A 22,019-nucleotide genomic window follows, 5' to 3' on the forward strand; every position below is an offset into this window, starting at 1 on the left:
AGCGCGGCGGTGCCACCTGATGTGCCGTCACCTGGCCTACCTGGGGCCACCGGTCACGCTCGCGCGGCTGCTGTTCGACCCGCCGTTCTCGCTCGTGCGGCAGTCGTGGGCCCCGCGCGACATGCGGGGCGGCGGCACCATCAACGCCGACGGCTTCGGGATCGGGTGGTACGCCGGCGACGGCGAGACCGTGCGCTACCGGCGCGCCCAGCCGATCTGGAGCGACCCCACCATCGCGCAGCTGGCCGCGGTCACCTCGGCCGGCGCGGTGCTCGCCGCCGTCCGCTCGGCCACCGTCGGCATGGCGGTGGTCGACAACGCGGCCGCGCCGTTCGCCGAGGGCCGGTGGTTGTTCAGCCACAACGGTGTGATCCGGGGCTGGCCCGACTCGGTCGTGCCGCTCGCCGCGGAGCTTCCGGTGCGTGACCTGCTCACCCTTGACGCCGCCACGGACTCGGCGCTGCTGTGGGCGCTGATCCGGCACCGGCTGCGCGCGGGCGCCGACGCGGCCGAGGCCGTGGCCGCGACCGTCCGCGCGGTGGCCGCGGCGGCGCCCGGGTCGCGCCTCAACGTGCTGCTGACCGACGGCCGGACGGCGGTCGCCAGCGTGCTCGGGCACGCGCTGTCGCTGCGTGAGACGTCCGACGCGGTGCTGCTCGCCTCCGAGCCGCACGACGACGACCCTGCCTGGCGGTCCGTGCCGGACGGGCAGCTGGTCACGGCCACGGCCGGCCGGGTGCGGCTGCGCCCACTCGGGTAGCGCCACCCGGCCCACGAGCACCGTCCGACCGATGCGAAGGGAAGTGCCTGCATGAGCGCCGAACCGCTGGAGATCCACCTCGAGGAACAGGACCTCGCCCGCAGCCTGCGGGAGGACGTGCGCGTCGGGCTGAGCGCCGAGCCGAAGTGGCTGCCGCCGAAGTGGTTCTACGACGCCCGCGGCAGCGTGCTGTTCGAGGAGATCACCCGGCTGCCCGAGTACTACCCGACGCGGTCCGAGCGGGCCGTGCTGGCCGCCCGGGCGCCGGACATCGCCGAGCTGACCCGCGCGAAGACGCTCATCGAGCTGGGCTCCGGCTCCTCCGAGAAGACCCGGCTGCTGCTGGACGCGCTCACCGACCGGGGCGGGCTGGGCACCTTCGTGGCGTTGGACGTCTCGGCCAGCGCGCTGCGCGGCTCGACCGCGCGGATCGCCGCCGACTATCCCGGCCTGCGGGTACGGGGCATCGTGGGCGACTTCACCCGCCACCTCGACCGGCTGCCCGCCGGGGGGAGGCGGCTGGTCCTCTTCCTGGGCGGCACCATCGGCAACCTGCTGCCCGCCGAGCGCGCCGAGTTCCTCGGCCGGACCCGGGCCGCGCTGGAGTCCGGCGACTGGCTGCTGATCGGCACCGACCTGGTCAAGGACCCCTCGGTCATCGTGCCGGCGTACGACGACACCGCCGGCGTGACCGCCGAGTTCAACCGCAACGTGCTGCGCGTCGTCAACCGGGAGCTGGGCGCGGACTTCGTCCCGGAGGCGTTCACCCACGTGGCGCGCTGGGACGCGACGAACGAGTGGATCGAGATGCGGCTGCGCGCCGACCGCCCGATGCGGGTACGGGTGCCGGAGCTGGACCTCGCGGTGACGTTCGCGCAGGGGGAGGAGCTGCGTACCGAGGTGTCCGCGAAGTTCCGCCCGGAGGGTGTGGCGGCGGAACTGGCCGCGGCGGGCTTCGCCGGACGCGCGTTCTGGACCGATCCGGACGGCCTCTTCGGCGTCACGCTGGCCCGCGCCGCCTGACGGCGTTCGGTCACCCGCACGGCGGGGCGGCGCCGTGATCGGATAGGCTCGGTTCCGCGAAGGGGAGTAGCCCCCAATGTCGTGGTCGACATACTGGTGCGTCACGCATCCGGCCACGCGGCCCCGTCCCGGGGCGGGCGAGACCTTCGGCTCAGGCTGTCACAGCCGGGTCGAGGGCGCCCCGTACCTCCTCCCGGCTTGATCGGGAAGGATGTCATGGAAGGATTCCTCGCCGCGCTGGTGATCAGTTTCGGCGTCATCTTCGTTGCCGAACTGGGCGACAAGAGCCAGCTCATGGCGCTGGCCTTCGCCACGCGGTACCGGCCGATGCCGGTCCTCATCGGCATCACCGTCGCGACCACGGTGGTGCACCTCGCGTCCGTTGCCATCGGGTCCGGGCTCGGCGCCGTGCTGCCGACCGACTGGATCTCACTGGTCGCGGGCGTCGCCTTCCTCGGCTTCGCGGCCTGGACGCTACGGGGGGACACCCTCACCGAGGAGGAACGCCGGAAGGCCGAGAAGACCAGCAGGTCGGCGGTCGTCGCCGTCTCGGTGGCGTTCTTCCTCGCCGAGCTGGGCGACAAGACGATGCTCGCCACGATCACCCTGGCCACCCAGCACGGCTGGGTCGGCACGTGGATCGGCTCGACGATCGGCATGGTGGCGGCCGACGCCCTCGCCATCCTGGTCGGCCGGCTGCTCGGCCGCCGCCTCCCGGAGAAGATGATCAGGTTCGGCGCCTCGGCCCTCTTCGCGATCTCCGGCCTCTGGCTGATCTTCGAGGCCGTCGCCGAACTCACCTGACGGGCGGCGAACGCCGCGCGGCCGTCCCGACAATCCCCGCCGCGCTGCGGAAAAGACGATCACCACTTACCGTTGGCGGTGAGAGGCGAAGCGGGAGAAAACGGGAGGATGACCACATGAGCAGGCACGACGAGCCCAACGAGTACGGCTTCGCCGGCGGCGCCACCGCCCCCGAACCGCCTCCGGGTGGACGGGCCGACGAGCAGGACCGCGCCGAGGAGGTGGCGATCCCGGGCGACGACCTCACCGAACCCGCCAGCGAGGCCCTCTACGAGGAGACCGACGACGAGCACGGGACCGACGACCGGCGATGAGCCGTACGCCCCGGGGGGACACCCCCTCCGGGGCGCCCGCTCCCGTCCGACGGGCCGCGCCGGGGTATCCGGCGCGGCCCACGTGCGTCCCGGGACCGGTTCACGCCAGCGAGATCCACGTGTGCCCCGAGGGCCGGGCGGGCCAGTTAGGGCCCCACGTGCGTCCCGGACCGCGCCGGCTACGCCCGCGTGCGTCCTGAGGCCCCGCCGCCGGCTCGGACCGCCGGCGAGCGGTCCGTGCCGCTGACCCACCCCACAGGACCGCCGCGCCTCGCGCCGCTGTCCCGGGACCCATCCCGCCTGACGTGGCGCCACCGCCGCGCCCGCCGCCACGGGCCGGATGCCGTGACTTTTCCCCGAGGCCGCCCGATGCCGAATGGCTCTTTCCCGGGTTGGTAATTCGAGCGCATCGCGCGCCACTGAAAACGCTCAACTCCGGACATAAGCCGTATTAGCCGGTTTAATGGTTTCACGAGTTGAAGACGACCTTGGGGGTTTTCGTGAAGTTCTTTGGCGTTACCGGCCCGGTACGGAGGCGCGCCTGATGGACCTGCTCCGCCAACTTCGCCACGTGCGTCGGCACTGGTGGGTCGTGCTGGTGACCGTGATGGTGGCCCTGGGTGTCAGCGCCTTCCTCACCGTCCGGGCCCAACCCCGGTACGTCGCCTCGGTGACCTTCTTCGTCACCACCCCCAACCAGGGGGTCTCGGACGCCTACCAGGGCGGACTCTTCCTCCAGCAGCGTGTCCGGTCGTACGCCGACCTGCTGACCAGCGACCGGCTCGCGCAGAGCGTCGTCGCCGAGAACCCCGTCGGCCTCACGGCGGACGAGGTGCAGCGCCGGGTCAGCACGTCCACCGAGTCGGGCACGGTTCTGCTCAAGGCGTCGGTGACCGACACCGACCAGACGCGGGCGCTCAAGGTGACCGAGACGCTGTCGGCGCAGTTCGTCGACCTCGTGCAGAAGGTCGAGACCCCGCCCGAGGGCAAGGCCCCGATCAAGATCGAGGTGGTGAGCGGCCCCCGCGTCAGCTCCAGTCCCGTCTCCCCGCAGCCCGTACGCAACCTCCTGCTCGGCGGCATCATCGGCCTGGTGGTCGGCGTGGGCCTGGCCATCCTGCGCGGTGTGGCCGACGTCCGGCTCCGCGACGCGGCGGGCCTCCAGCGGGCCACCGGCAGCCCCCTGCTCGGCGAGATCCCGTACGAGAGCGGCGCGAAGTCGGCGCCGCTGATCATCGGGGACGCCGCCACGTCGTCGCGGGCCGAGGCGATCCGGAAGCTGCGCACCAACCTCCGCTTCGTCGACGTGCACGAACCCGCGCGGGTCATCGCGGTCACCAGCGCCCTGCAGGGCGAGGGAAAGACCACCCTCTCCTGCAACCTGGCCATCGCCCTCGCCGAGGCGGGCTGGCGGGTCCTGCTGGTCGACGCCGACCTGCGCCGCCCGAAGGTCGACGAGTACCTGGGCATCGACGCCGGCGTCGGTCTCACCGACGTGCTCGTGGGCGACGTCCAGGTCGGCGACGTGGTGCAACGGTGGGGCGACAAGTCGCTGCTGGTGCTTCCCAGCGGTTCGGCGCCGCCCAACCCGAGCGAGCTGCTCGGCTCGAAGGCGATGGCCGACCTGCTGCTCGCCCTCCGCGAGTCGGCCGACATCGTCATCATCGACACCGCCCCGCTGCTCGCCGTGACCGACGGCGTCGTGGTGGCGGTCCAGGCCGACGGCGCGCTCATGGTCAGCCAGCAGGGGCGGACCTCGCGGACCCAGGTGGCCGCCGCTGCCCGGTCGCTGCACGCGGTCTCCGTGCGGCTGCTCGGCTGCGTGCTGAACATGGCGAAGATGCCGAAGGCCGAGGCGTACCAGTACGAGGCCTACCGGGTGGTCGCCGCCACGGAGCTGCCCGCGGTGCCCAGCGACCGGGCGAGCGCCGCCCGGCACGCCGAGGGCGGGGCCGGCGTCAGCGACCTGACACAGGAACTCACCCGGTTGCCACGATGAGCGCCGCGAGGGGTCGTATCGAGCGTTCGATCTCCTCGGCGCAGTGGCGGAAGTCGGCGGCGGTGCCGCCGATCGGATCCCGGAGGTCGTCCGCGCCGGGGGCGGCGGGTTGCAGCCGTCCCCGGGCGCGGGCGGCGGCCTCGACGGCGGCGCGCAGCGGATCGCCGGCGGGGTCCCCGGGCGGCTCGGCCGCCTCCGCGAGGCGCCCGAACTGGCGCAGGGTGAACGTCCGGTGCAGCACCGACGGCGCGAGCGCGGTGCAGACCGAGCGCTGCCGCCGGGTGGCGGTGAGCACGAGCGTCGCCTCGACCAGGTACTCGGCCCGGAGCCGGCGGCTGCGGAAGTCGGTGGGGTCCTCGCCGGTCTCGGCCGCGATGTCCGCGGCGTACGGGTGCATCGGCAAGCCCTCCACCGCGTCGGTCCCGGCGCTGGCCACGGTCACCGGCCGGCCCGCCAGCGCCCGGCGTGCCAGGTACTCGGCCATCGGCGAGCGGCACAGGTTGGCGTGGCAGACGAACAGCACGTGGTCGGTCATCGGGACCCCTCTCGTCGGTGCCGTCGCGGGCGGTGCCGCCACGACGGTGCGGCGCCGGCGGTCGCGGCCGGACGCGGAGGGGTTGCCCGCATCGTACGCGGACCAACGCCCCACGGGCGGCGCTGCCGCGCCGTGGCCGGCGATCCGGTCGGGGGTGCGTACGCGATGAGGATCGGCATCCTGTCGTACCACTTCCCGCCGGAACCGGCCTTCATCCCGGGCAGCCTCGCCGAGGAGCTGGCGGCCCGCGGACACGAGGTGCGCGTGCTCACCGGCTTTCCGGACTATCCCGACGGTCGGGTCTACCCCGGTTGGCGGCAGCGGTGGCGGCACGAGACGCGGGCCGAGCGGCTGACCGTCCGCCGCGTGCCCCGCTACGTGACCGGTGACGGCTCCTCCGGCGCCCGGATGGCCGGCTACTACTCGTTCGCGGGCAGCGCCACCCTGGTCGCCCGCCGGTTCCTCGCCGGCATCGACGCGCTCTACGTCTTCCAGATGCCGGCCGTCAGCTTCGCGGCGGCCGGTGTGATGCGGCTCCTGAACCGGGTGCCGACCGTCCTGCACGTCCAGGACGTCTGGCCGGAGGACACCCCGGGCGCCGACGGGCGGTGGGGGGCCCGGATCGCGGCCGCGATGGGCCGGACCTTCCACACCGCCGACCGGGTCGCCGTCGTGGCACCGTCCATGCGGGACCTCGTCGTCGCGGCGGGCGCCGACCCGGCCCGCGTCTCCGTCGTCCTCAACTGGACCGACGAGCGGATCTTCCGGCCGGCGCAGCCGAGCGCCGCGGCCCGGGAGCTCGTCCGCCGTGACGGGCGGTGCGTGGTGATGCACGCCGGCACCATCGGCGCGCGGCAGGGGCTGGAGACGGCCGTGCGGGCGGCCGCCGCCCTCGACCGCACCATGGACCTGGTCCTGGTGGGTTCCGGCGCGGACGAACGGCGGGTGCGGGGGCTCGCCGCCGAGCTGCGCGCGGAGAACGTGCGGTTCGTCGAACGGCGCTCGCCGTTGGACATGCCGGAGCTGTACGCCGCCGCCGACTACCAGCTGGTGATGCTGCGGGACCTGCCCGAGCTGCGCGGCACCGTGCCCGGCAAGGTGCAGGCCGCGCTGTCGTGCGCGGCGCCCGTGGTCGCCTCGGCCGCCGGGGACACCGCCGACCTGGTGGAACGGGCCCGGGCGGGGCTCTCCTGCCCGCCGGAGGACTGGGCGAGCCTCGCCGACCGGTTCTGGCTGGCCGCCACCATCCCGGCGTCCGCCCGGGTCGACATGGGCCGGCGGGGACGCGAGGCGTACCTGCGGGAGATGTCGCTGCCGGCGGGCGTGGACCGGATCGAGCGGCTGCTCCAGGAGGCCGCGGCGGGCCGTCGGGCCGCGTGACGCCCGCGAACGAACTTCGCGTACGCATCCAGATAGGCCATAACGTCACGATTCCCGTCTCCCGAGTGTTAAGAACACCGGGAGGAATGGGGTCTTCTGTCCGGTTCCAGGGAACGGGGAGTGTGCGGTGACGGAGAGCGAACGACCGCGTCGGCGACGGAGCCGGTCGCGGCGTCGGCGGCGGGCGCGCCTGCGGCGCATGCTGCTCGCCGGGCTGGTGGTCGGCTCACTGCTGGCGCTGACCGGCGGCTGGGTCGGGTTCCGGGGCTGGCAGGCCCGCGCCCACCTGCTCAACGCCGCCGGGCTGGCCCGGGAACTCAGCGCCCAGGTCGTCGGCGGCGACACCGCACGGGCCCAGCGCACCCTGGCCGCGCTGCAGGAGCAGTCGGGCGCCGCCCGGCGGGCCACCGACGACCCCGGCTGGGCGCTGGGCCGGCGTGTGCCGTTCGCCGGGGACGACCTCGGCGCGGTGCGGCGGATCGCGGTGGCGGTCGACGACCTGGCCCGCGACGCCTTCCCGGCCCTGCTGCGTGCCGACCTGTCCAGCCTGGTGCCCTCCGGTGGCCGACTCGACGTGGGCCGGTTGCGGACCGTCTCGGCCGACCTCGACGGGGTCAACCGGACAGTGCAGCAGACTCGCCGTGACCTGGCCACCGTGTCGGGGGACGGGCTGGTCGCCCAGGTCCGCCAGGCCCTCGTCGACCTGCGCGGCGAGATCGACCGGCTGGCCACGTTGACCACGGCGGCCGACCAGGGTGCCCGCCTGCTGCCGCCGTTGCTCGGCGCCGACGGCCCGCGCCGGTACCTGCTGGTCTCCCAGAATCTCGCCGAGCTGCGCTCGACCGGCGGCATGTTCGGCGCGTACGCGGTGATCGAGGCCGAGAACGGCCGGGTGAAGATGGGGCGGCAGGGCAGCAGTGCGTCGCTCGGCCGGTTCGACCCGCCGGTGAAGGTGCCCGCGGAGGCCCGCGCCCTCTGGGGTGACCTGCCGGGCATGTATCCGGCCGACGTGAACCTCACTCCGCACTTCCCGACGGCCGCCGCGCTCTACCGGGAGATGTTCCGCCGCAAGACCGGCAGCACGGTCGACGGGGTGCTCGCCGTGGACCCGGTGGTGCTGTCGTACCTGCTGAAGGCGACCGGACCCGTCGTCGTGCCCGGCGGCGTGCCGCTGTCCAGCGACAACGTCGTGCGGACGCTGCTCAACGAGGCGTACCAGCGGCTCGAACCCCGGGAGCAGGACACCTACTTCGCGGCGGCGGCGGTCGCGGTCTTCGACGCCTTCTTCACGAAGAATGTTGATCCGAAGGTGTTGTTGTCCGTATTCGACCGTGCTATCACCGAACGCCGGATATTGTTCTGGAGTGCCCGACCGGAGGAGCAGCGGACGTTCGGCGAAAGCCGACTTGCCGGGGCCCTTCCGGAGAAGGACACCGTGCCGGTCGTCGGCGTGTTCCTCAACGACGGCAGCGGCGCGAAGCTCGGCTACTACCTGCGGCCGGCGGCGACCCTCACGGTCGGTGAATGCCGACCCGACGGCCGCCGGGAACTCCGGTTGCGGGTGACGCTGCGGTCGACGGCGCCGAAGTCCGGTCTCAGTGAGTCGGTCCTCGGCCTCGGAATGGCGGGTGATCCCTACACCGTACGCACGTTGGTGTCGGTGTTCACCCCGACGGGTGGGGCGGTGCTCGACGCCCGACTCGACGGGACGGAGACGGCTGTGGGCGGCGGCAGCGAACGCGGCCGCCACGTGACCACGGCGAACGTCGAGGTCCGACCCGGCGCCAGCCGGACGTTGGAGCTCACCGTCCTGACCGGAAAGAAGACCGGCACCGGTGAGGCCGAGCTGTGGCTCACGCCCACGGCCACCCCTTGGACCACCCAAGTTGATACCGCACCAAGCTGTGACCAGTAGGAGGGAACCAACCATGCGGCTATCCCGCATCATCATGGCGCTCACGGTCGGCCTGGCCGTGGTGGCCGTGCCGACGGCAGCGGGGGCGGCACAGCCGCAGCCGACGCCAGGCGTGACGGACACACCACAGCCACCGCCGTACACGCCCCAGCTACCCGCGTCGCTGACCGTCCAGCCGTCGTCCATCGACCTCGGCGACACGGTGAACCTCATCGGCGAGCGATTCGGTCCGAGGGAGACGGTGGACATCGTGGTCACGGTGACCCCGCTCGCGGCCCCGGCCGCGAACCAGGCACCGGCCCGCCGCAGCGACGGCACCACGGTCGCGATGGCCCCGGTCGCCTACCAGGCGAGCGCGCCGCTGAAGTTCACCGCGCGCACCAACGGGGACGGCACGTTCACCCGCAGGTACAAGCCGTCGGTGACCGGTCTGCTGACCTTCACCGCGACGGGCCGCGACTCGGAGCGCACCGCCACCGCCCAGCTGCAGGTCCGCGGCCAGGCTCAGCCGCCGGCGCTCCCCGTCACCGGTGACAGCCTGGGTACGCCGATGAAGATCGGCGGCGGCCTCGCCGGCGCGGGCGCCGTGCTGCTCCTGCTCACCTTCGCCTGGCGGCGCCGCCAGCGTCTGGGGGCGGGGTCGCACTGAGGCACCGCGCCGGGCGGTGCCCGGAGTGGTAACGAGACTGGCGCCCGTCGGATCCGATCCGGCGGGCGCCAGTCTCGTGCGGTCAGGCGGGCATCCGCGCCGGTGGCGATCCCGCTGCCGCGTCTCCGCCCGCAGCCGCGCGTCGATGTCCGCCACCCCGCGCCGCCCTCGCCCGTCGATCATGAGGTTGGCGGGGACGAACCGGACGACGCGCCTCGCCAACCTCATGATCAGCCAGAGTTGTCGGGGGCGGTGGGCGCACCGGGTGGTGGGCGGTGGGAACGCCCGGGGACGCGGTGGCGGCGGGCGTACAGTCGGGCGGTGGAACGTACCGAATCATTGCCGGCGCAGACGCGACCACCGGGCGTGGCCGCCGTCGATCCCGGCAGCGTGCTCCTGCCCGGCCACGACGTGCCCCTCGGCCGATACACCACCGTGCGGCGGCTCCTTCCCCAACGCCAGCGGCGGATGGTCGGCGCCTGGTGCTTCGTCGACCACTTCGGCCCCGACGACGTCGCCGAGCGGCCCGGCATGGAGGTGCCGCCGCACCCGCACACGGGCCTGCAGACCGTGACGTGGCTGCTGGACGGGGAGATCCTGCACCGGGACAGCCTCGGCAGCGTCCAGCCGATCCGGCCCGGCCAGCTCAACGTGATGACGTCGGGGCACGGGATCGCGCACTCCGAACGCTCACCCGAGGCGCACCCGCCGGTGATGCACGGCGTGCAGCTCTGGGTGGCGCTGCCGGACCCGGCGAGGGCCGGCGCCCCCGACTTCGCCCACCACGCCGACCTGCCGCGCTGGAGCGACGGCGGCCTCGACGTGACGCTGCTGGTCGGTGAGATCGGCGGCGAGCGGTCCCCGGCCGTGGTGCACACCCCGCTCGTCGGCGCGCAGCTCGAACCGGCCGGCGCGGATCCGGTCGCGTTGCCGCTGCGACCCGACTTCGAGTACGGCCTGGTCGCCATGTCGGGCTCGGCCGAGGTCGACGGTGTGTCGTTCGCGCCGGGTGACCTGCTCTACCTCGGCACGGGGCGCCGTCAGCTCACCCTGAGCGCCACGGCGGGCAGTCAGCTGCTCCTGCTCGGCGGGACGCCCTTCGAGGAGCCACTCGTGATGTGGTGGAACTTCGTCGGCCGCTCGCACGAGGAGGTCGCGGCCGCGCGGGAGGACTGGATGGCGGGGCGGCGCTTCGGCGTGGTCGCCGAGGACCCCGCGCCGCCGCTGCCCGCGCCGGCGCTGCCCACCACGCGCCTCAAGGCCCGCGACCGCAGTGGCGGCGTCCACGACTGACTCCCGACGATCGAGGCGGCGGCGTGCCCCGGCCCCGCGCCGCCGCCCGGCGTCGCGGAGCTGCCGTGCCCGCGCCGGCGAACTCGACACGAGCCGGCGCCGGGCATCGGGTAGACGAGCGCCGCGCCCGCGCCGCGTGTGACCGGTGGCGGCGCGGGTAGTCGGCGGCATGCCGATCGCCAGCATCGAGGACAAGAAGCGTCTGGTGCGCCGCCTCGCCGGCAGCGGACGCGGATTCGCCGAACAGTACGGCTTCCAGGTCACCAACAACCCGTCGAGCCTCTTCCAGCTCCTCTACCTGTCGGTGCTGCTGGCCAGGCGGGGGGACTTCCGGCGAGCGGTGGACAGCGCGCAGGCGCTGCGCGACGCCGGATGGGACAGCGCCGCCCGGCTGGCCCGCTCGCTGCACGAGGACCGGGTGCGCGTACTGCGCGAGGCCGGGCAGCGGGGTGACGTCGCCGCGCTCGCCGACACGCTCGGCGATCTCGCCCGTACGGTCGTCGACCGGTACCGGGGCGACCTGCGCCGGCTGCGGGCCGCGGCGCACTACGACCCTCGCCTGGAGCGGGAGCTGCTCGCCGAGCTGCCCGGCGTGGACGGTCAGGTCGTCGACCTGTTCCTGCGGGAGGCGCAGGCGCTGTGGCGCGAGGTGGCTCCGGTCGCCGACCGCCGTGCGCTGGCCGCGGCGCGCCGGCTCGGGCTCGGACGCTCCGCCGGCGACCTGGCCGGGCTCGCGGGCAGTGGCGAGTCGGAGCGGCTGGCCTGGCTGGTGGGCGCGCTGGCGCGGGTCGACCTGGAGAAGCGGTACGCGGAGGTCATGAGCTGATCGGTGCGAGTGGCCAGGCCCACAGGCCGAATCTTCTTGACCATTCGGCTGATGCGCATTGTATGATGATCGCGGTCGTCAGGCCCGCCCGGTTCGGGCGTATCAACCACCCGGCGGCTGCGGCCCGGTTCGGGCTCGTCCGGCACCGGGACAGGTTCTGTGTGGCGCCCCAGGTCGCGGTTCGCGGCCCGGGGCGCCCGCCTGTCTTCGGGGCCCGGTCGGCGGCACCCGCGGCCCCCGGTCGGCGGCACCCGCGGGCCCCCGGTCGGCGGCGGCGCGCCGGATCCCCGGCTCGTGACGCGCTCACGCCAGGCCGGCCAGCAGGTTCACGGTCACCGCGACGACGAACGCGCCGAACAGGTACGACAGAAGCGAGTGCATGAGGACGGTCCGGCGCATCTCCGGGCTGGTGAGGTTCGTGTCGGAGACCTGGAAGGTCGCGCCGACCGTGAACGCCAGGTACGCGAAGTCCGCGTAGCACGGCGGCTCCGCCTGGTGGAAGTCGACGCCCCCGTCCGGACCCGTGTAGTAGACGCGGGCGTACCGGGCGGTGAAGACGGTGTGCACGACGAGCCAGGAGAGCAGCACGCTCACCACCCCGGCCGCGCCGTACAGGTCACGCGGCACGCCCCGCGGCGCCATGGCGGCGGCAGCGATCACCATGACCACGGCGAGCAGGCTCGCCACACCGGCGCCCACCAGCACGATGTCGCGGATGGCGCGGTTCGGGTCCTCGAACGCGGCCAGCCGGGCCGTCCGGGCGGCGTCCATCGGCCAGATCTTGCTCCACACGATGGCCAGCCAGGTGGCCGCCGCCACGTCCCAGCCGGCCAGCGGGGCGAGCAGCGGCGAGACGAGGAGGCCGAAGCCGACGCCGACACCCAGCCCGACCAGCGCCACGATGGCGATCTGGGCGACGGCCGGCGTGTGACCGTCCGGCGCGCGGGGCCGGACGAAGGCGCTCATCCGCCGCCACCCGTGCCGCCGTCGACCGTCGGCGCGGGCACGGTCGGTCAGATGCCGCGCAGGTGCTGCGAGACCCGCGTGTGTGGTTCGCGTGCCTGGGCCGCCCGCTGCGACCGGCCGACCTCCGGGGCGGCCTCGATGCCCGCGGAGCGGGCGACCTCGTTGCCGTTGGCGTAGTCCACCGGCGGCAGCGCCCGCAGGGCACGCAACACGTCCGGCGGCGCGCCCTCCCGTTCGGCCTCCCGGATCACGTCGTCCTTGTCGGCCGGGTAGTCCAGGCTCGACAGGTACTGCAGGACGTCGGCGTAACTCGCCATGGTGTCGACTCCTCCGGGGATCGATCCGGTCACGACCGGCGGCGGTTACCCGCCACCCGGCCGCTCACGCCGCCAGCGCGGGAAAATCCGCTCGGGCAGGAGATCCGCCGGCGCCGTCCGCGCGGGAGATCGACCGGCGCCGTCCGCCGGGTGACCGTTTCCCGGGGCGGTCGGCGGGTACTCGCGGGCCCCGACGCAGCCCGGCGAGGAGCACGCGATGGACTACGACACCTTCATCGACCAGGTGGCGCAGCGGACGAGGGCACCCGAGGAGCGGGCCGCCGCCCTCACGGCCGCGACCCTGGAGACGCTGTCCGAGCGGTTGACCGGGGGCGAGGTGCTGGACCTGGCGGCCCAGTTGCCGAAGCCGTTGCAGGTGGTGTTGAAGCCGAGCCCGCGTACCGAGGCGGCGGAGCGGTTCGGGGCCGCGGAGTTCGCGGCCCGGGTCGCGCTGCGCGCCGGTGTCGACGAGAACACGGCCCGCGGCGGCGTCCGCGCCGTGCTCACCACGCTGCGGGAGGCGATCACGCGGGGCGAGTTCGACGACGTGATGAGCCAGCTTCCACGCGACTACCGGGAGATGGTCGAGCCGGCCATGGCGCCCGGCGCCGGGCTCCGCCGGGCCGGCTGAACGGCGACCGCGCCGACCGGCGGACGACCGGTGACCGCGCTGACAGAGGCGCCACGACCGGGCGCGGACCGCGTCGGCGCGTTTGCCCCCGACGGGTACGGGAAACCGCGTGCCGACGCGGGGAGGTGGCCTTGGTCGGGGAGCGGATCAGGGTGGCCATGCTGCACGGGCCCGGTCGGCCGGACGCCGACGGCGTGAGCGACTACGTGGTGAACCTCGCCCGCGCGCTCGACGACGTCGGGGTGGTGGTGACCCCGGTCCCGGTGCGTCCCCACGGCCCGGCCGGTTGGCGGGCCGCCACCGCGTACGCGGCCAGGACCGTGCGCCGGCTGCGGCCGGACCTGGTCCACGTGCAGTTCGCGCCGTCGGCGTACCGGTTCTCCGGCCACCCCGGGCTGCTGCCGCTGCGGCTGCCCCGGGACGTCCCGCTGGTCACCACCGTCCACGAGTACGGGTGGTGGGCGGCGCCGGCCTGGCTGCCCCGACCGTTGTGGACCCTCGTGGAGCGGACCGGGCTCTGGGACCGGGAGACCGGACGGCTGGTGCCGGCCAGCGCCGAGGTCATCGTCACCAACCCGGCCCACGCGGCGCTGGTGGCCGCGCGTGCCCGCCGCGGCCCGGCGCACATCCCGATCGCGCCGAACGTGGCCGACCAGGTCGGCGCGGCCACCGCCGGGCGGCGACTGCGGGCGGAACTGGGGCTGCCGGAGGGGGCGCCGCTGCTGGCGTTCTTCGGCTTCGTGCACCCCGTGAAGGGGGTGCGGCAGCTCATCGAGGCGCTGCCCGACCTGCGGCGCGCCCACCCGGACCTGCGTCTGCTCGTGGTGGGCGGCTTCACCTCGCAGGCGCTGCCGGAGGCCGAGGCGCGGGCGTTCCGCGCCGAGCTGGAGGCGCTGGCCCGCCGGTGCGGGGTCGCCGAGGCGGTCACGTTCACCGGGCACGTGCCGGTCGAACGGGTGTCCGCCGCGCTGCACGCGGCCGACGCGGTGGTGCTTCCGTTCACCGAGGGCGCCAGCACGAAGAGCGGCGCGCTGCTGGCCGCGCTCGCGCACGGGGTGCCGACGGCGGTCACGGTGCCCGACGGCGACACGGAGTTGCGGCGCAGCGGCGCGGTGGCGGTGATCGGGCAACGGCGTGACAGCGGGGCCATCGTCCGTACGGTGGGGAAGCTGCTCACCGACCCGGTGCTGCGCCGGCGGCTCGCCGAGCGTGGGCGTGCGTTCGCGGCCGCGTACTCCTGGCCGCGTGTCGCCGCCGCGCACCGGGACCTGTACGCGCGGACCCTGGGGCGGGTCGATGCGTGAGCCGTACGCCGACATCCTCGTGGTGGACCTGCTGGGCGGCATCGGCGACCTGCTCATGCTGCTGCCCGCCGTGCACGGCCTCGCCCGCCGCCACCCCGGCGCGCGGCTGCGGGTGCTCACCCACGAGCCCGGCGCCGAGCTGATCCGCGCCGATCCGGCGGTCACCGAGGTGCGGACGCCGCGGCACGGCCGGGCGGGCGCGGAGCGGGCGGCGGTGGTCGAGGCGCTCGCGGCCCGCCGGCCCGACCTCGCGGTGAGCACCACCCGGTACGACGACATCCCGCGACTGCTGGAGGAGGGGGCGGGCCGGGCGGTGACGAACCTGTGGCGCGACCCGCCGCCGGACCAGCCGGTGGGGGAGCGTTACCTGGAGATCCTGCACGCAGAGGGGTTGCTCGCCGACGCCGACCGGGCGGCGCGGCCCCGCGTCCACCTGGGAAGGGACGCCCGCGCCGCGGGCGAGCGGGTCCTCGCCCGGCTGGCCGGTGACCCACCGGCGCCCCCGGTGGTCCTGGTCACCGACGCGGGGATGGCCGTGAAGCACTGGCCGCGCGGGCACTGGCGGCGGCTCGCCGCCGCGCTGGCCGGGAGCGGGCATCCGGTGCTCGCCGTCGGGCCGGCGGAGGTCGCGGCCCCCGTCGGGTCGCCGCTGCCCCGCGCCGACCTGCCCACCCTGGCCGGGCAGTTCGCCGCGGTCGCCCGCCGCCGCGGCGTGGTGGTCGGCCCGGACACCGGCCCGGTCCGGCTCGCCGCCGCCGCCGGCGCGGCAACGGTGGCGCTGTTCGGTCCCACCGACGCGCGCCGGTACGGCATCGGCGGCGTCGACCTCCAGGGGCTGCCCGACTGCCCGTACCGGCAGCCCACCGCCATCACCGAGCAGCCCTGCTGGTGGCAGGCGCGCTGCCCGCTGGACCCGTCCGGACCTGCCTGCATGGCCGATCTGGACCCGGCGCGGGTGGCCGACGCCGTGGGGGCGGTGGCCGGACGGCGGCCCGGGCACAGCGGTTGACCTGGGCAACCATCGACACGCGCGACGCCCCCGCCCTGGCATGTCGACTGAGCCTGGCCTAACCTTGTCCCGGCGAGGGGAGTACTTCCCACGAACCATTCCGGTCAGTACGGCGTGCCCGGCACGCCTCGGGTGGTTGCCCACGGATGTGGGTGAAGGAGACCTCGGACATGGCACCGTGTTCGAGGAGGCCCCATGACCGAGCTGTCGTACCTGTCCGCCGCCGACCTGTCGTCCGTCGGCACCCCCACGCTCTGGGCGGTGACCATCGTCGGCGTGCTCGCGCTGCTGGTCCTGGACTTCCTCGTCACCCGCCGCCCGCACGAGGTGTCCATGCGCGAGGCGATCGGCTGGTCGGCGTTCTACATCGCCCTGCCGCTCGCCTTCGGCGCCTGGGTCTGGAACCGCTACGGCGGCGAGCTGGGCGTGCAGTACCTCACCGGCTACCTCGTGGAGAAGTCCCTCTCCGTCGACAACCTCTTCGTCTTCATGCTGCTGCTGGCCGCGTTCGCGGTGCCGGCGGTGCTCGCCCAGCGGGTGCTCCTCTACGGCATCGCCGGCGCCCTGGTGCTGCGGGCCGTCTTCATCGCCCTGGGCGCGGCGGCGCTGGAGACGCTCGACTTCGCCTTCCTGCTCTTCGCGATCATCCTCATCGCCACCGCCGTGAAGCTGCTCCGTGACGCCCTCACCGGCCACGAGCAGGAGGTGGACATCAACAGGATGCGCTCGGTCCGCCTGCTGCGCCGGTTCATGCCGGTCACCGACGAGTACCAGGGCACGCGGATGACCGTCCGGCAGGGCGGGCGGCGGGCGCTCACCCCGCTGGCGCTCGTGGTGGTGGCGGTGCTCGCCACCGACGTGGTCTTCGCCGTCGACTCGGTGCCGGCCGTCTACGGCATCACCGAGGACCCGTACCTGGTCTTCGCCACCAACGCGTTCGCCCTGCTCGGCCTGCGCGCGCTCTACTTCGTCCTGCACGCGGCGCTCAGCCGGCTCGTGCACCTCAGCTACGGCCTCGCGATCATCCTGGCGTTCATCGGCGTCAAGCTCGGCCTGCACTGGGCGCACGGCATCTGGAAGGGCGTGCCGGAGATCCCCACCCTGGCGTCGCTCGGCGTCATCATCGGCGTCCTCGTGGTGGTCACGCTCACCAGCCTGCGGGCCACCCGGCAGAGCGAACCGGGGCAGCGGGAGATCGTCGAGCAGCGGTGACGGCGACGGGGCGCGGTCCGCGCCCCACACCGGGGTGGTACGCGGAACGATTCCACCGTGGGCCGCGCAGGTGGTACGACTGACGGGTGGGAATCGTATCGCCCGGCTTCCAGGGTCGGCCCCGCTCGTCGGAGCCCGCCCTGCCACCCGGCCAGTACCTGACGCAGGACTTCCCGGTGCTCTCCGCCGGCCCGACGCCCCGGGTGCCGCTGGACACCTGGGAGTTCGTCATCACCACCGAGACCGGCGCGGAGTACCGCTGGTCCTGGTCGGAGCTGATGGCGTTGCCGCAGGAGACGCCGCAGGTCGACATCCACTGCGTCACCCGCTGGTCCAAGCTCGGCACCACCTGGCAGGGCGTCTCGCTCGACACGCTGCTCGACGGCGTCGACACCGACGCGGACTACGTCATGGCGCACTCGTACGGCGGGTACACGACCAACCTCCCGCTGGAGGACCTGCGGGGCGGGCGGGCCTGGGTGGCGCACACCTTCGAGGGTGAGGAACTGCCGGGGGAGCACGGCGGGCCGGCCCGCCTGCTGGTGCCGCACCTCTACTTCTGGAAGTCGGCCAAGTGGGTGCGCGGTCTGCGGCTCATGACCACCGACGAGCCCGGCTTCTGGGAGACCGCCGGCTACCACGACTACGGCGACCCCTGGCGCGAACAGCGGTACCAGGGTGACTGAGCGCGCCGCGGCGGTGCGCCCTCCGGCGCGCGCGCCGCTCACCTGGCGGGTGGCCCGGCTCGTGGAGCGCCGGGTGGAGACCCCGACCGCGCACACCCTGGTGCTGGAGGTGCCGGACTGGCCCGGGCACCTGCCGGGGCAGCACCTGGACGTCCGGCTCACCGCCGCCGACGGCTACCAGACCGCCCGCTCGTACTCCCTGGCCGGGCCGGTCGTCGACGGCCCCGCGGGGCCCCGCATCGAGCTGACGGTGCAGCGGGTGCCCGACGGGGAGGTGTCGCCGTACCTCATCGACACCTACGCCGAGGGCGACCCGGTCGAGGTGCGCGGGCCGGTCGGCGGCTGGTTCGTCTGGCGCCCGGAGGAGACCGCCCCCGTGCTGCTGGTCGCGGGCGGCTCGGGGATCGTGCCCCTCATGGCGATGCTGCGGGCGCGCCGGTCGGCCGGCAGCCGGGTGCCGTTCCGGCTGCTCTACTCGGTGCGTACGCCCGACGACGTCATCTATGCCGACGAGCTGCGCCGCCGTGCCCGCGACGACCTGGGCCTGGACGTGGCGTACCTCTACACGCGCCGGGCGCCGGAGGGGTGGCGGGGCGAACCGCACCGGATCGGGCTGGCCGACGTGAACAACCACGGGTGGCCGGCCGATCTGCAGCCGATCAACTACGTGTGCGGCCCGACGGGGTTCGTGGAGACCGTGGCCGACCTGCTCGTCGGCCTGGGACACCAGCCACGGCGGGTGAAGACCGAACGCTTCGGCCCGACCGGCTGACCGGCGAGGAGGCAGCAATGACGGAGATGTCCTTCCTGGACGGCAACATGCTCGACGGGCCGCTGCGGGAGCTGTTCGCCGTGGACGTGAGCGGAGCCACCGGCCGCTGCGAGAACTGCGGGGTGGTCGGCCCGATGGGCACGCTGCGCGTGTACTCGCACGCGCCGGGCCTCGTGGGGCGCTGTCCGAGCTGCGCCGAGGTGATGCTGCGGCTGGTCCGCTCGCCCTCCTGGGCGCGGCTCGACCTGCGCGGGACCACGTTCCTCCAGGTGCCCGTGCCCCTCGACCAGCCGCATCCCCGTCCGCTCTGAGCGCTCAGGACGTCGCGGTGAGCTGGTCCGCCCGCCGGTCGCCGGGCTGCTCCGCCTGGGACTGCGCGGGTGCCGGCGGCGCGGCCGGCGGCGCGGCCGGCGGCGCGGCCGGCGGTGCGGTCGGCGCGGGCGCGGTGGCCGGCGCCGCGGCCGGACGACCGGGCCGCGGCACGGGCACGGCGGTGGCCGCCGGCCGGATCCGGTCCAGGCGGCGCCGCAGCCGGCCGAGCACCTGGCCGACGGTCACCGGCACCACGGTGAGGACGAGCTGACCGGTGCGCTCGTCGACCGTGGCGCCGACGCCGTAGAGGCGCGCCCCGCGCCGGCGGATGCGGGGTCGACCGGCGGAGAGCCGGGGGGCGCGGACCGGGGCGCTGCCGTGGCCGTGAGCACCGGTCAGTTCGGCGCGCACCGGGTGTCGCTGGCCCGTCGCGGAACTGGCGGTCAGCAACCGCTCCAGCGGGAACGTGCCGCGTACGGTGCTGCCGGTGGGGTCCGCCGGGTCCACGATGGTCGTGGCCGGCAGGTCTCCGGCGACGAGGCATACCGGGCCGGCCAGCCGGGAGAAGCCGGGATGGGGGCTGCGGGCGGTGACGGTGAGGGCTGGTCCGTCCCAGCCGATGTCCACCGTGTCCAGCCGGGCCAGCCAGTCCGCCCGCACGTCCGTCACGTCGGCCCACTCGGAGGCGCGCACGCGCGGGTAGGCGGCGTACCACCGTTCGCCGGAGACGACGGTGGCGGGGACGCCCCGCTCGGCGTCCTGGTCGATCACCGCGAGCAGGTCGTCGACCCCGCCCGCGGCGACCGCGCCGAGGCGCAGCCGGGCCTCGATGCCGAGCCGGTCACGCAGGCCGCCGGTGAGGTGACGGTCCACGAGGCGGCGGACCACCGCGTGGACGCGCTCCTGGGTGGCCCGGTCCAGCCGCCGGAAGTCGTCGCCGACCAGGCCGGCCACCTCCAGGCCGAAGTGCCGGCGCAGCACCGCGTCGCGCCGCGGGCCCGCCGGGATCAGCTGCGCCACGAAGTCGACCAGTCGCTCCACGCTGACGAGCCGCCTCTCGACGCTGCTGCGGTAGGTGATGTTGCGGGCGTCGAGGCGGCGGACGGCGTGGTAGTAGTCGTAGTCGGCGAGCACCGAGACGCGCCGCGCCCGGTAGCACGCCTCGAGGGTGAACGGCTGGTCGCTGAGGACCGGCATGTCCTCCGGGAAGCGCAGCCCGTGCTGGTCGATCAGTTCCCGCCGGAACAGCTTGGTGTTCGCCAGCGACCACGGCAGGGCCGAGTCGAACAGGTCGACGTCGACGGCGTCGGACGCGAAGATGTCCTGGAAGACGTGCCGCCCGTTGACCCCCACCACGCGGCCCAGCGTCACGTCCGAGCCGTGCCGGTCGGCCGCGGCCACCAGCCGCTCCAGGGCCTCCGGGCCGAGGTGGTCGTCGGAGCCGAGGAAGAACACGTAGCGCCCGGTGGCCAGCTCCAGGCCCCGGTTGCACGGCGCCGCGGGCCCGCCGGAGTTCGGCTGGTGCACCACAGTCAGGACGTCCGGGTGCCGGGCGGCGAGCCGGTCGAGCAGGCGACCGCCGCCGTCAGTGGACCCGTCGTCCACCGCGACGACCTCCATCCGGGACGCGCCGATACTCTGCCCCAGCAGCGACGACAGGCAGCGGCGCAGGTAGGGCATGGTGTTGTAGACGGGGACGACGACGCTGACGTCGGGCGGGGTCATCGGATCGCTCCTTGCGCGTCCGGCACACCGGAGTCCGGCGGGCGATGGGTCTCGGGGGGCGATGGCGGGGAGGCGGGCGGCGGCGGGCTCGCACCGGGGTGCAGCCGCCGGTAGACCTGGTCGAGCACGTCCGCCTGCGCCTGCCATGTCCAGCTCGCCAGCAGCCCGGGGCGGTCGTACGCCGCCCGATACCGCGCCGGGTCGGCCAGCACCGCGCGTACCGCGCGGACGAAGTCGTCGACGTCGCCGGCCCGGAAGACCTCGCCCTGACCGGTCTCCCGGGTGGTGGCGGCCATCGTCCGCACGTCGCTGACCACCAGCGGCAGCCGCGCGTGGGAGTACTCGAAGAACTTCGTGATCAGCGCGATCTCGTGGTTCGGCCAGTGCTGGATGGGGATCACGCCGACGTCGGCGCCGGACAGGAACGGCACCACCTGCCAGTGCGGCACGTACGGGTGGACGTGCAGCCGGTCGGCGACGCCGAGCGCCGTGGCGCGGCGGACAAGTTGCTCGACGTACCGCAGCCGCGGGTTGACGACCAGCGCGACGTGCACGCCGGCCAGCCGGGGGAGGGCGTCGACCAGGATGTCCAGGCCGCGCTGCGGCGCCGCCGCGCCGCTGTAGACGAGCAGGGGCACGTCGTGGGCGATGCCGCACCGGCCCCGGATCGCCGGCGCGGGCGCCTCACCCGCCGGGCGGTGCTCGACGGCGGGGGCGTTGAGCAGCACGGTGGGGCGCTCCGCCAGCCCGTGCTCGCGGCACAGCAGGTCGGCCAGGGCGGGCGAGACGGTCACAACGGCGTCGGCGTACGGGGCGTACTCCCGCTCGTGCGCGCGATGGGCGGGCAGCCACCGGGCGTGGTCGCGCCACGGCCGGATGCCGGGGAGGAACTCGTGCGCGTCCCAGACGAGGCGCACGTTCCGTCCGCCGGCCAGCGCGCGGATCTTGGCGCGGGCGCCCACGCCGAGCATCCGGAAGTCGTGGGCGTGGATCAGGTCGGGTCGCAGCGCGTCGACGACCGGGCCGTAGGCCAGCTCGTAGTCCCACAGGCCGGGCTCCAGCCGTCGCCACGCCCGGTCACCCAGTGCCAGCCGCCAGAACAGGGTGTACGCCCGGTCCCACGGGCTGCGGAACCTGCGGCGGTCGCGTACCCGGTTCATCATCCCGGTGCGCAGCCAGACCCAGCGGTCGAGCAGGTGGGCCGCCGTCTCCCGCAGTCGCAGCGCGCGCCGGGCCCGGCGCAGCCGGGCGGGCGGCAGCTCGTCGGCGCGCAGCGCCAGCAGCGCGGCGCTCACCGCGAGGTCGGCGCGCCAGGCGCGAACCCACTGCGCCCGGTGCTCGGCGATGCCGCCCGGGCGGTACGCCAGCGGCCAGCGCACCCAGGTGCGCCGGAACTCGTGGCGTCGCCGGTCCAACGGCGTCGGCATCGGCAGCAGCCGCACTTCGGCCGTGCCGAGGCGCCAGCGGTGCTCGACGCCGTCCGGCGAACGGCCCAGCAGGGTGACGTCCCAGCCCGCCTCGGCCGCCGAGCGGGCGATCTTCTGCACCCGGGAGTCGCCCTCGACGCGGTTGTCGACGAGCATCACC

22 protein-coding genes are annotated in these 22,019 nt (G+C 74.5%); 17 read left to right on the forward strand and 5 right to left on the reverse strand.

Features of this window, described 5'->3' with window-relative positions; translation table 11 throughout:
• Nucleotides 1-19 precede the first annotated feature (19 nt).
• The 5 genes from egtC (at nt 20) to D7I43_RS03090 (ending at nt 4,900) form a co-directional block, all read left to right on the forward strand.
• On the forward strand, nt 20-760 hold the full coding sequence (gene egtC / locus D7I43_RS03070) for an ergothioneine biosynthesis protein EgtC (protein ID WP_120326824.1): 741 nt from the start codon (nt 20-22) through the stop codon (nt 758-760).
• Between the two features lie 51 nt (nt 761-811).
• On the forward strand, nt 812-1,783 hold the full coding sequence (gene egtD, locus D7I43_RS03075) for an L-histidine N(alpha)-methyltransferase (protein ID WP_120326825.1): 972 nt from the start codon (nt 812-814) through the stop codon (nt 1,781-1,783).
• Nucleotides 1,784-1,999: 216 nt separating this feature from the next.
• On the forward strand, nt 2,000-2,587 hold the full coding sequence (locus D7I43_RS03080; RefSeq protein ID WP_120326826.1) for a TMEM165/GDT1 family protein: 588 nt from the start codon (nt 2,000-2,002) through the stop codon (nt 2,585-2,587).
• A gap of 116 nt (nt 2,588-2,703) precedes the next feature.
• A complete protein-coding gene (locus tag D7I43_RS03085; protein ID WP_120326827.1) occupies nt 2,704-2,901 on the forward strand; it encodes a hypothetical protein in 198 nt (65 codons plus the stop codon).
• Nucleotides 2,902-3,445: 544 nt separating this feature from the next.
• Nucleotides 3,446-4,900: a tyrosine-protein kinase domain-containing protein gene (locus D7I43_RS03090; RefSeq protein ID WP_120326828.1), complete on the forward strand. Its 1,455-nt coding sequence runs from the start codon at nt 3,446-3,448 to the stop codon at nt 4,898-4,900.
• Here the strand turns inward: D7I43_RS03090 and D7I43_RS03095 are convergent.
• Nucleotides 4,881-5,435, reverse strand: coding sequence for an arsenate reductase/protein-tyrosine-phosphatase family protein (locus tag D7I43_RS03095; protein WP_120326829.1), 555 nt, complete (start codon nt 5,433-5,435; stop codon nt 4,881-4,883). The genes D7I43_RS03090 and D7I43_RS03095 overlap by 20 nt on opposite strands.
• Before the next feature lie 165 nt (nt 5,436-5,600).
• Here D7I43_RS03095 and D7I43_RS03100 point away from each other — a divergent pair, with 165 nt between their 5' ends.
• The 5 genes from D7I43_RS03100 (at nt 5,601) to D7I43_RS03120 (ending at nt 11,498) form a co-directional block, all read left to right on the forward strand.
• A complete protein-coding gene (locus D7I43_RS03100; protein WP_120327075.1) occupies nt 5,601-6,815 on the forward strand; it encodes a glycosyltransferase family 4 protein in 1,215 nt (404 codons plus the stop codon).
• Nucleotides 6,816-7,014: 199 nt separating this feature from the next.
• Nucleotides 7,015-8,730 carry a DUF4012 domain-containing protein gene (locus D7I43_RS03105; protein ID WP_120326830.1) on the forward strand — a complete coding sequence of 572 codons (1,716 nt, stop codon included), beginning with the start codon at nt 7,015-7,017 and terminating at the stop codon, nt 8,728-8,730.
• Nucleotides 8,731-8,743: 13 nt separating this feature from the next.
• Nucleotides 8,744-9,379, forward strand: a complete 636-nt coding sequence (locus D7I43_RS03110) for a hypothetical protein (protein WP_120326831.1) — start codon at nt 8,744-8,746, stop codon at nt 9,377-9,379.
• Between the two features lie 321 nt (nt 9,380-9,700).
• The gene (locus tag D7I43_RS03115) at nt 9,701-10,672 is read left to right on the forward strand and encodes a pirin family protein (RefSeq protein WP_120326832.1); all 972 of its coding nucleotides are present in this window, start codon (nt 9,701-9,703) and stop codon (nt 10,670-10,672) included.
• A 169-nt stretch (nt 10,673-10,841) separates the two neighbouring features.
• Nucleotides 10,842-11,498 (forward strand): nucleoside triphosphate pyrophosphohydrolase family protein, encoded by a 657-nt coding sequence (locus D7I43_RS03120; protein WP_120327076.1) that lies wholly within the window; start codon nt 10,842-10,844, stop codon nt 11,496-11,498.
• A 303-nt stretch (nt 11,499-11,801) separates the two neighbouring features.
• Here the strand turns inward: D7I43_RS03120 and D7I43_RS03125 are convergent, their stop codons facing one another.
• Both D7I43_RS03125 and D7I43_RS03130 read right to left on the reverse strand, forming a co-directional pair.
• On the reverse strand, nt 11,802-12,464 hold the full coding sequence (locus tag D7I43_RS03125) for a DUF1345 domain-containing protein (RefSeq protein ID WP_120326833.1): 663 nt from the start codon (nt 12,462-12,464) through the stop codon (nt 11,802-11,804).
• A gap of 47 nt (nt 12,465-12,511) precedes the next feature.
• Nucleotides 12,512-12,781: a DUF2795 domain-containing protein gene (locus D7I43_RS03130; protein ID WP_120326834.1), complete on the reverse strand. Its 270-nt coding sequence runs from the start codon at nt 12,779-12,781 to the stop codon at nt 12,512-12,514.
• A 217-nt stretch (nt 12,782-12,998) separates the two neighbouring features.
• Here D7I43_RS03130 and D7I43_RS03135 point away from each other — a divergent pair, with 217 nt between their 5' ends.
• The 7 genes from D7I43_RS03135 to D7I43_RS03165 all read left to right on the forward strand — a co-directional run bounded on the left by D7I43_RS03135 (nt 12,999) and on the right by D7I43_RS03165 (nt 18,706).
• Entirely contained in the window at nt 12,999-13,412 is a 414-nt protein-coding gene (locus D7I43_RS03135) for a DUF2267 domain-containing protein (protein WP_120326835.1), read from the forward strand.
• Nucleotides 13,413-13,543: 131 nt separating this feature from the next.
• A complete protein-coding gene (locus tag D7I43_RS03140) occupies nt 13,544-14,716 on the forward strand; it encodes a glycosyltransferase (protein WP_147427224.1) in 1,173 nt (390 codons plus the stop codon).
• Nucleotides 14,709-15,725, forward strand: coding sequence for a glycosyltransferase family 9 protein (locus D7I43_RS03145; protein ID WP_120326837.1), 1,017 nt, complete (start codon nt 14,709-14,711; stop codon nt 15,723-15,725). Before D7I43_RS03140 ends, D7I43_RS03145 begins: the two co-directional genes overlap by 8 nt.
• 195 nt (nt 15,726-15,920) lie before the next feature.
• The gene (locus D7I43_RS03150; RefSeq protein ID WP_120326838.1) at nt 15,921-16,937 is read left to right on the forward strand and encodes a TerC/Alx family metal homeostasis membrane protein; all 1,017 of its coding nucleotides are present in this window, start codon (nt 15,921-15,923) and stop codon (nt 16,935-16,937) included.
• An 86-nt stretch (nt 16,938-17,023) separates the two neighbouring features.
• Nucleotides 17,024-17,623: a sulfite oxidase-like oxidoreductase gene (locus tag D7I43_RS03155; RefSeq protein WP_120326839.1), complete on the forward strand. Its 600-nt coding sequence runs from the start codon at nt 17,024-17,026 to the stop codon at nt 17,621-17,623.
• A complete protein-coding gene (locus D7I43_RS03160) occupies nt 17,616-18,395 on the forward strand; it encodes a ferredoxin reductase (protein ID WP_396844500.1) in 780 nt (259 codons plus the stop codon). Before D7I43_RS03155 ends, D7I43_RS03160 begins: the two co-directional genes overlap by 8 nt.
• 17 nt (nt 18,396-18,412) lie before the next feature.
• The gene (locus D7I43_RS03165) at nt 18,413-18,706 is read left to right on the forward strand and encodes a DUF6510 family protein (RefSeq protein ID WP_120326840.1); all 294 of its coding nucleotides are present in this window, start codon (nt 18,413-18,415) and stop codon (nt 18,704-18,706) included.
• 4 nt (nt 18,707-18,710) lie between these two features.
• Here the strand turns inward: D7I43_RS03165 and D7I43_RS03170 are convergent, their stop codons facing one another.
• Nucleotides 18,711-20,432, reverse strand: a complete 1,722-nt coding sequence (locus tag D7I43_RS03170; protein ID WP_192902050.1) for a glycosyltransferase family 2 protein — start codon at nt 20,430-20,432, stop codon at nt 18,711-18,713.
• Nucleotides 20,429-22,015, reverse strand: a complete 1,587-nt coding sequence (locus D7I43_RS03175; RefSeq protein WP_120327078.1) for a glycosyltransferase family 4 protein — start codon at nt 22,013-22,015, stop codon at nt 20,429-20,431. The genes D7I43_RS03170 and D7I43_RS03175 overlap by 4 nt, the downstream gene beginning before the upstream one ends.
• Nucleotides 22,016-22,019 lie beyond the last annotated feature (4 nt).

Origin of the sequence: Micromonospora globbae (assembly GCF_003610785.1) — a bacterium.
Classification (GTDB): Bacteria; Actinomycetota; Actinomycetes; order Mycobacteriales; family Micromonosporaceae; genus Micromonospora; species Micromonospora globbae.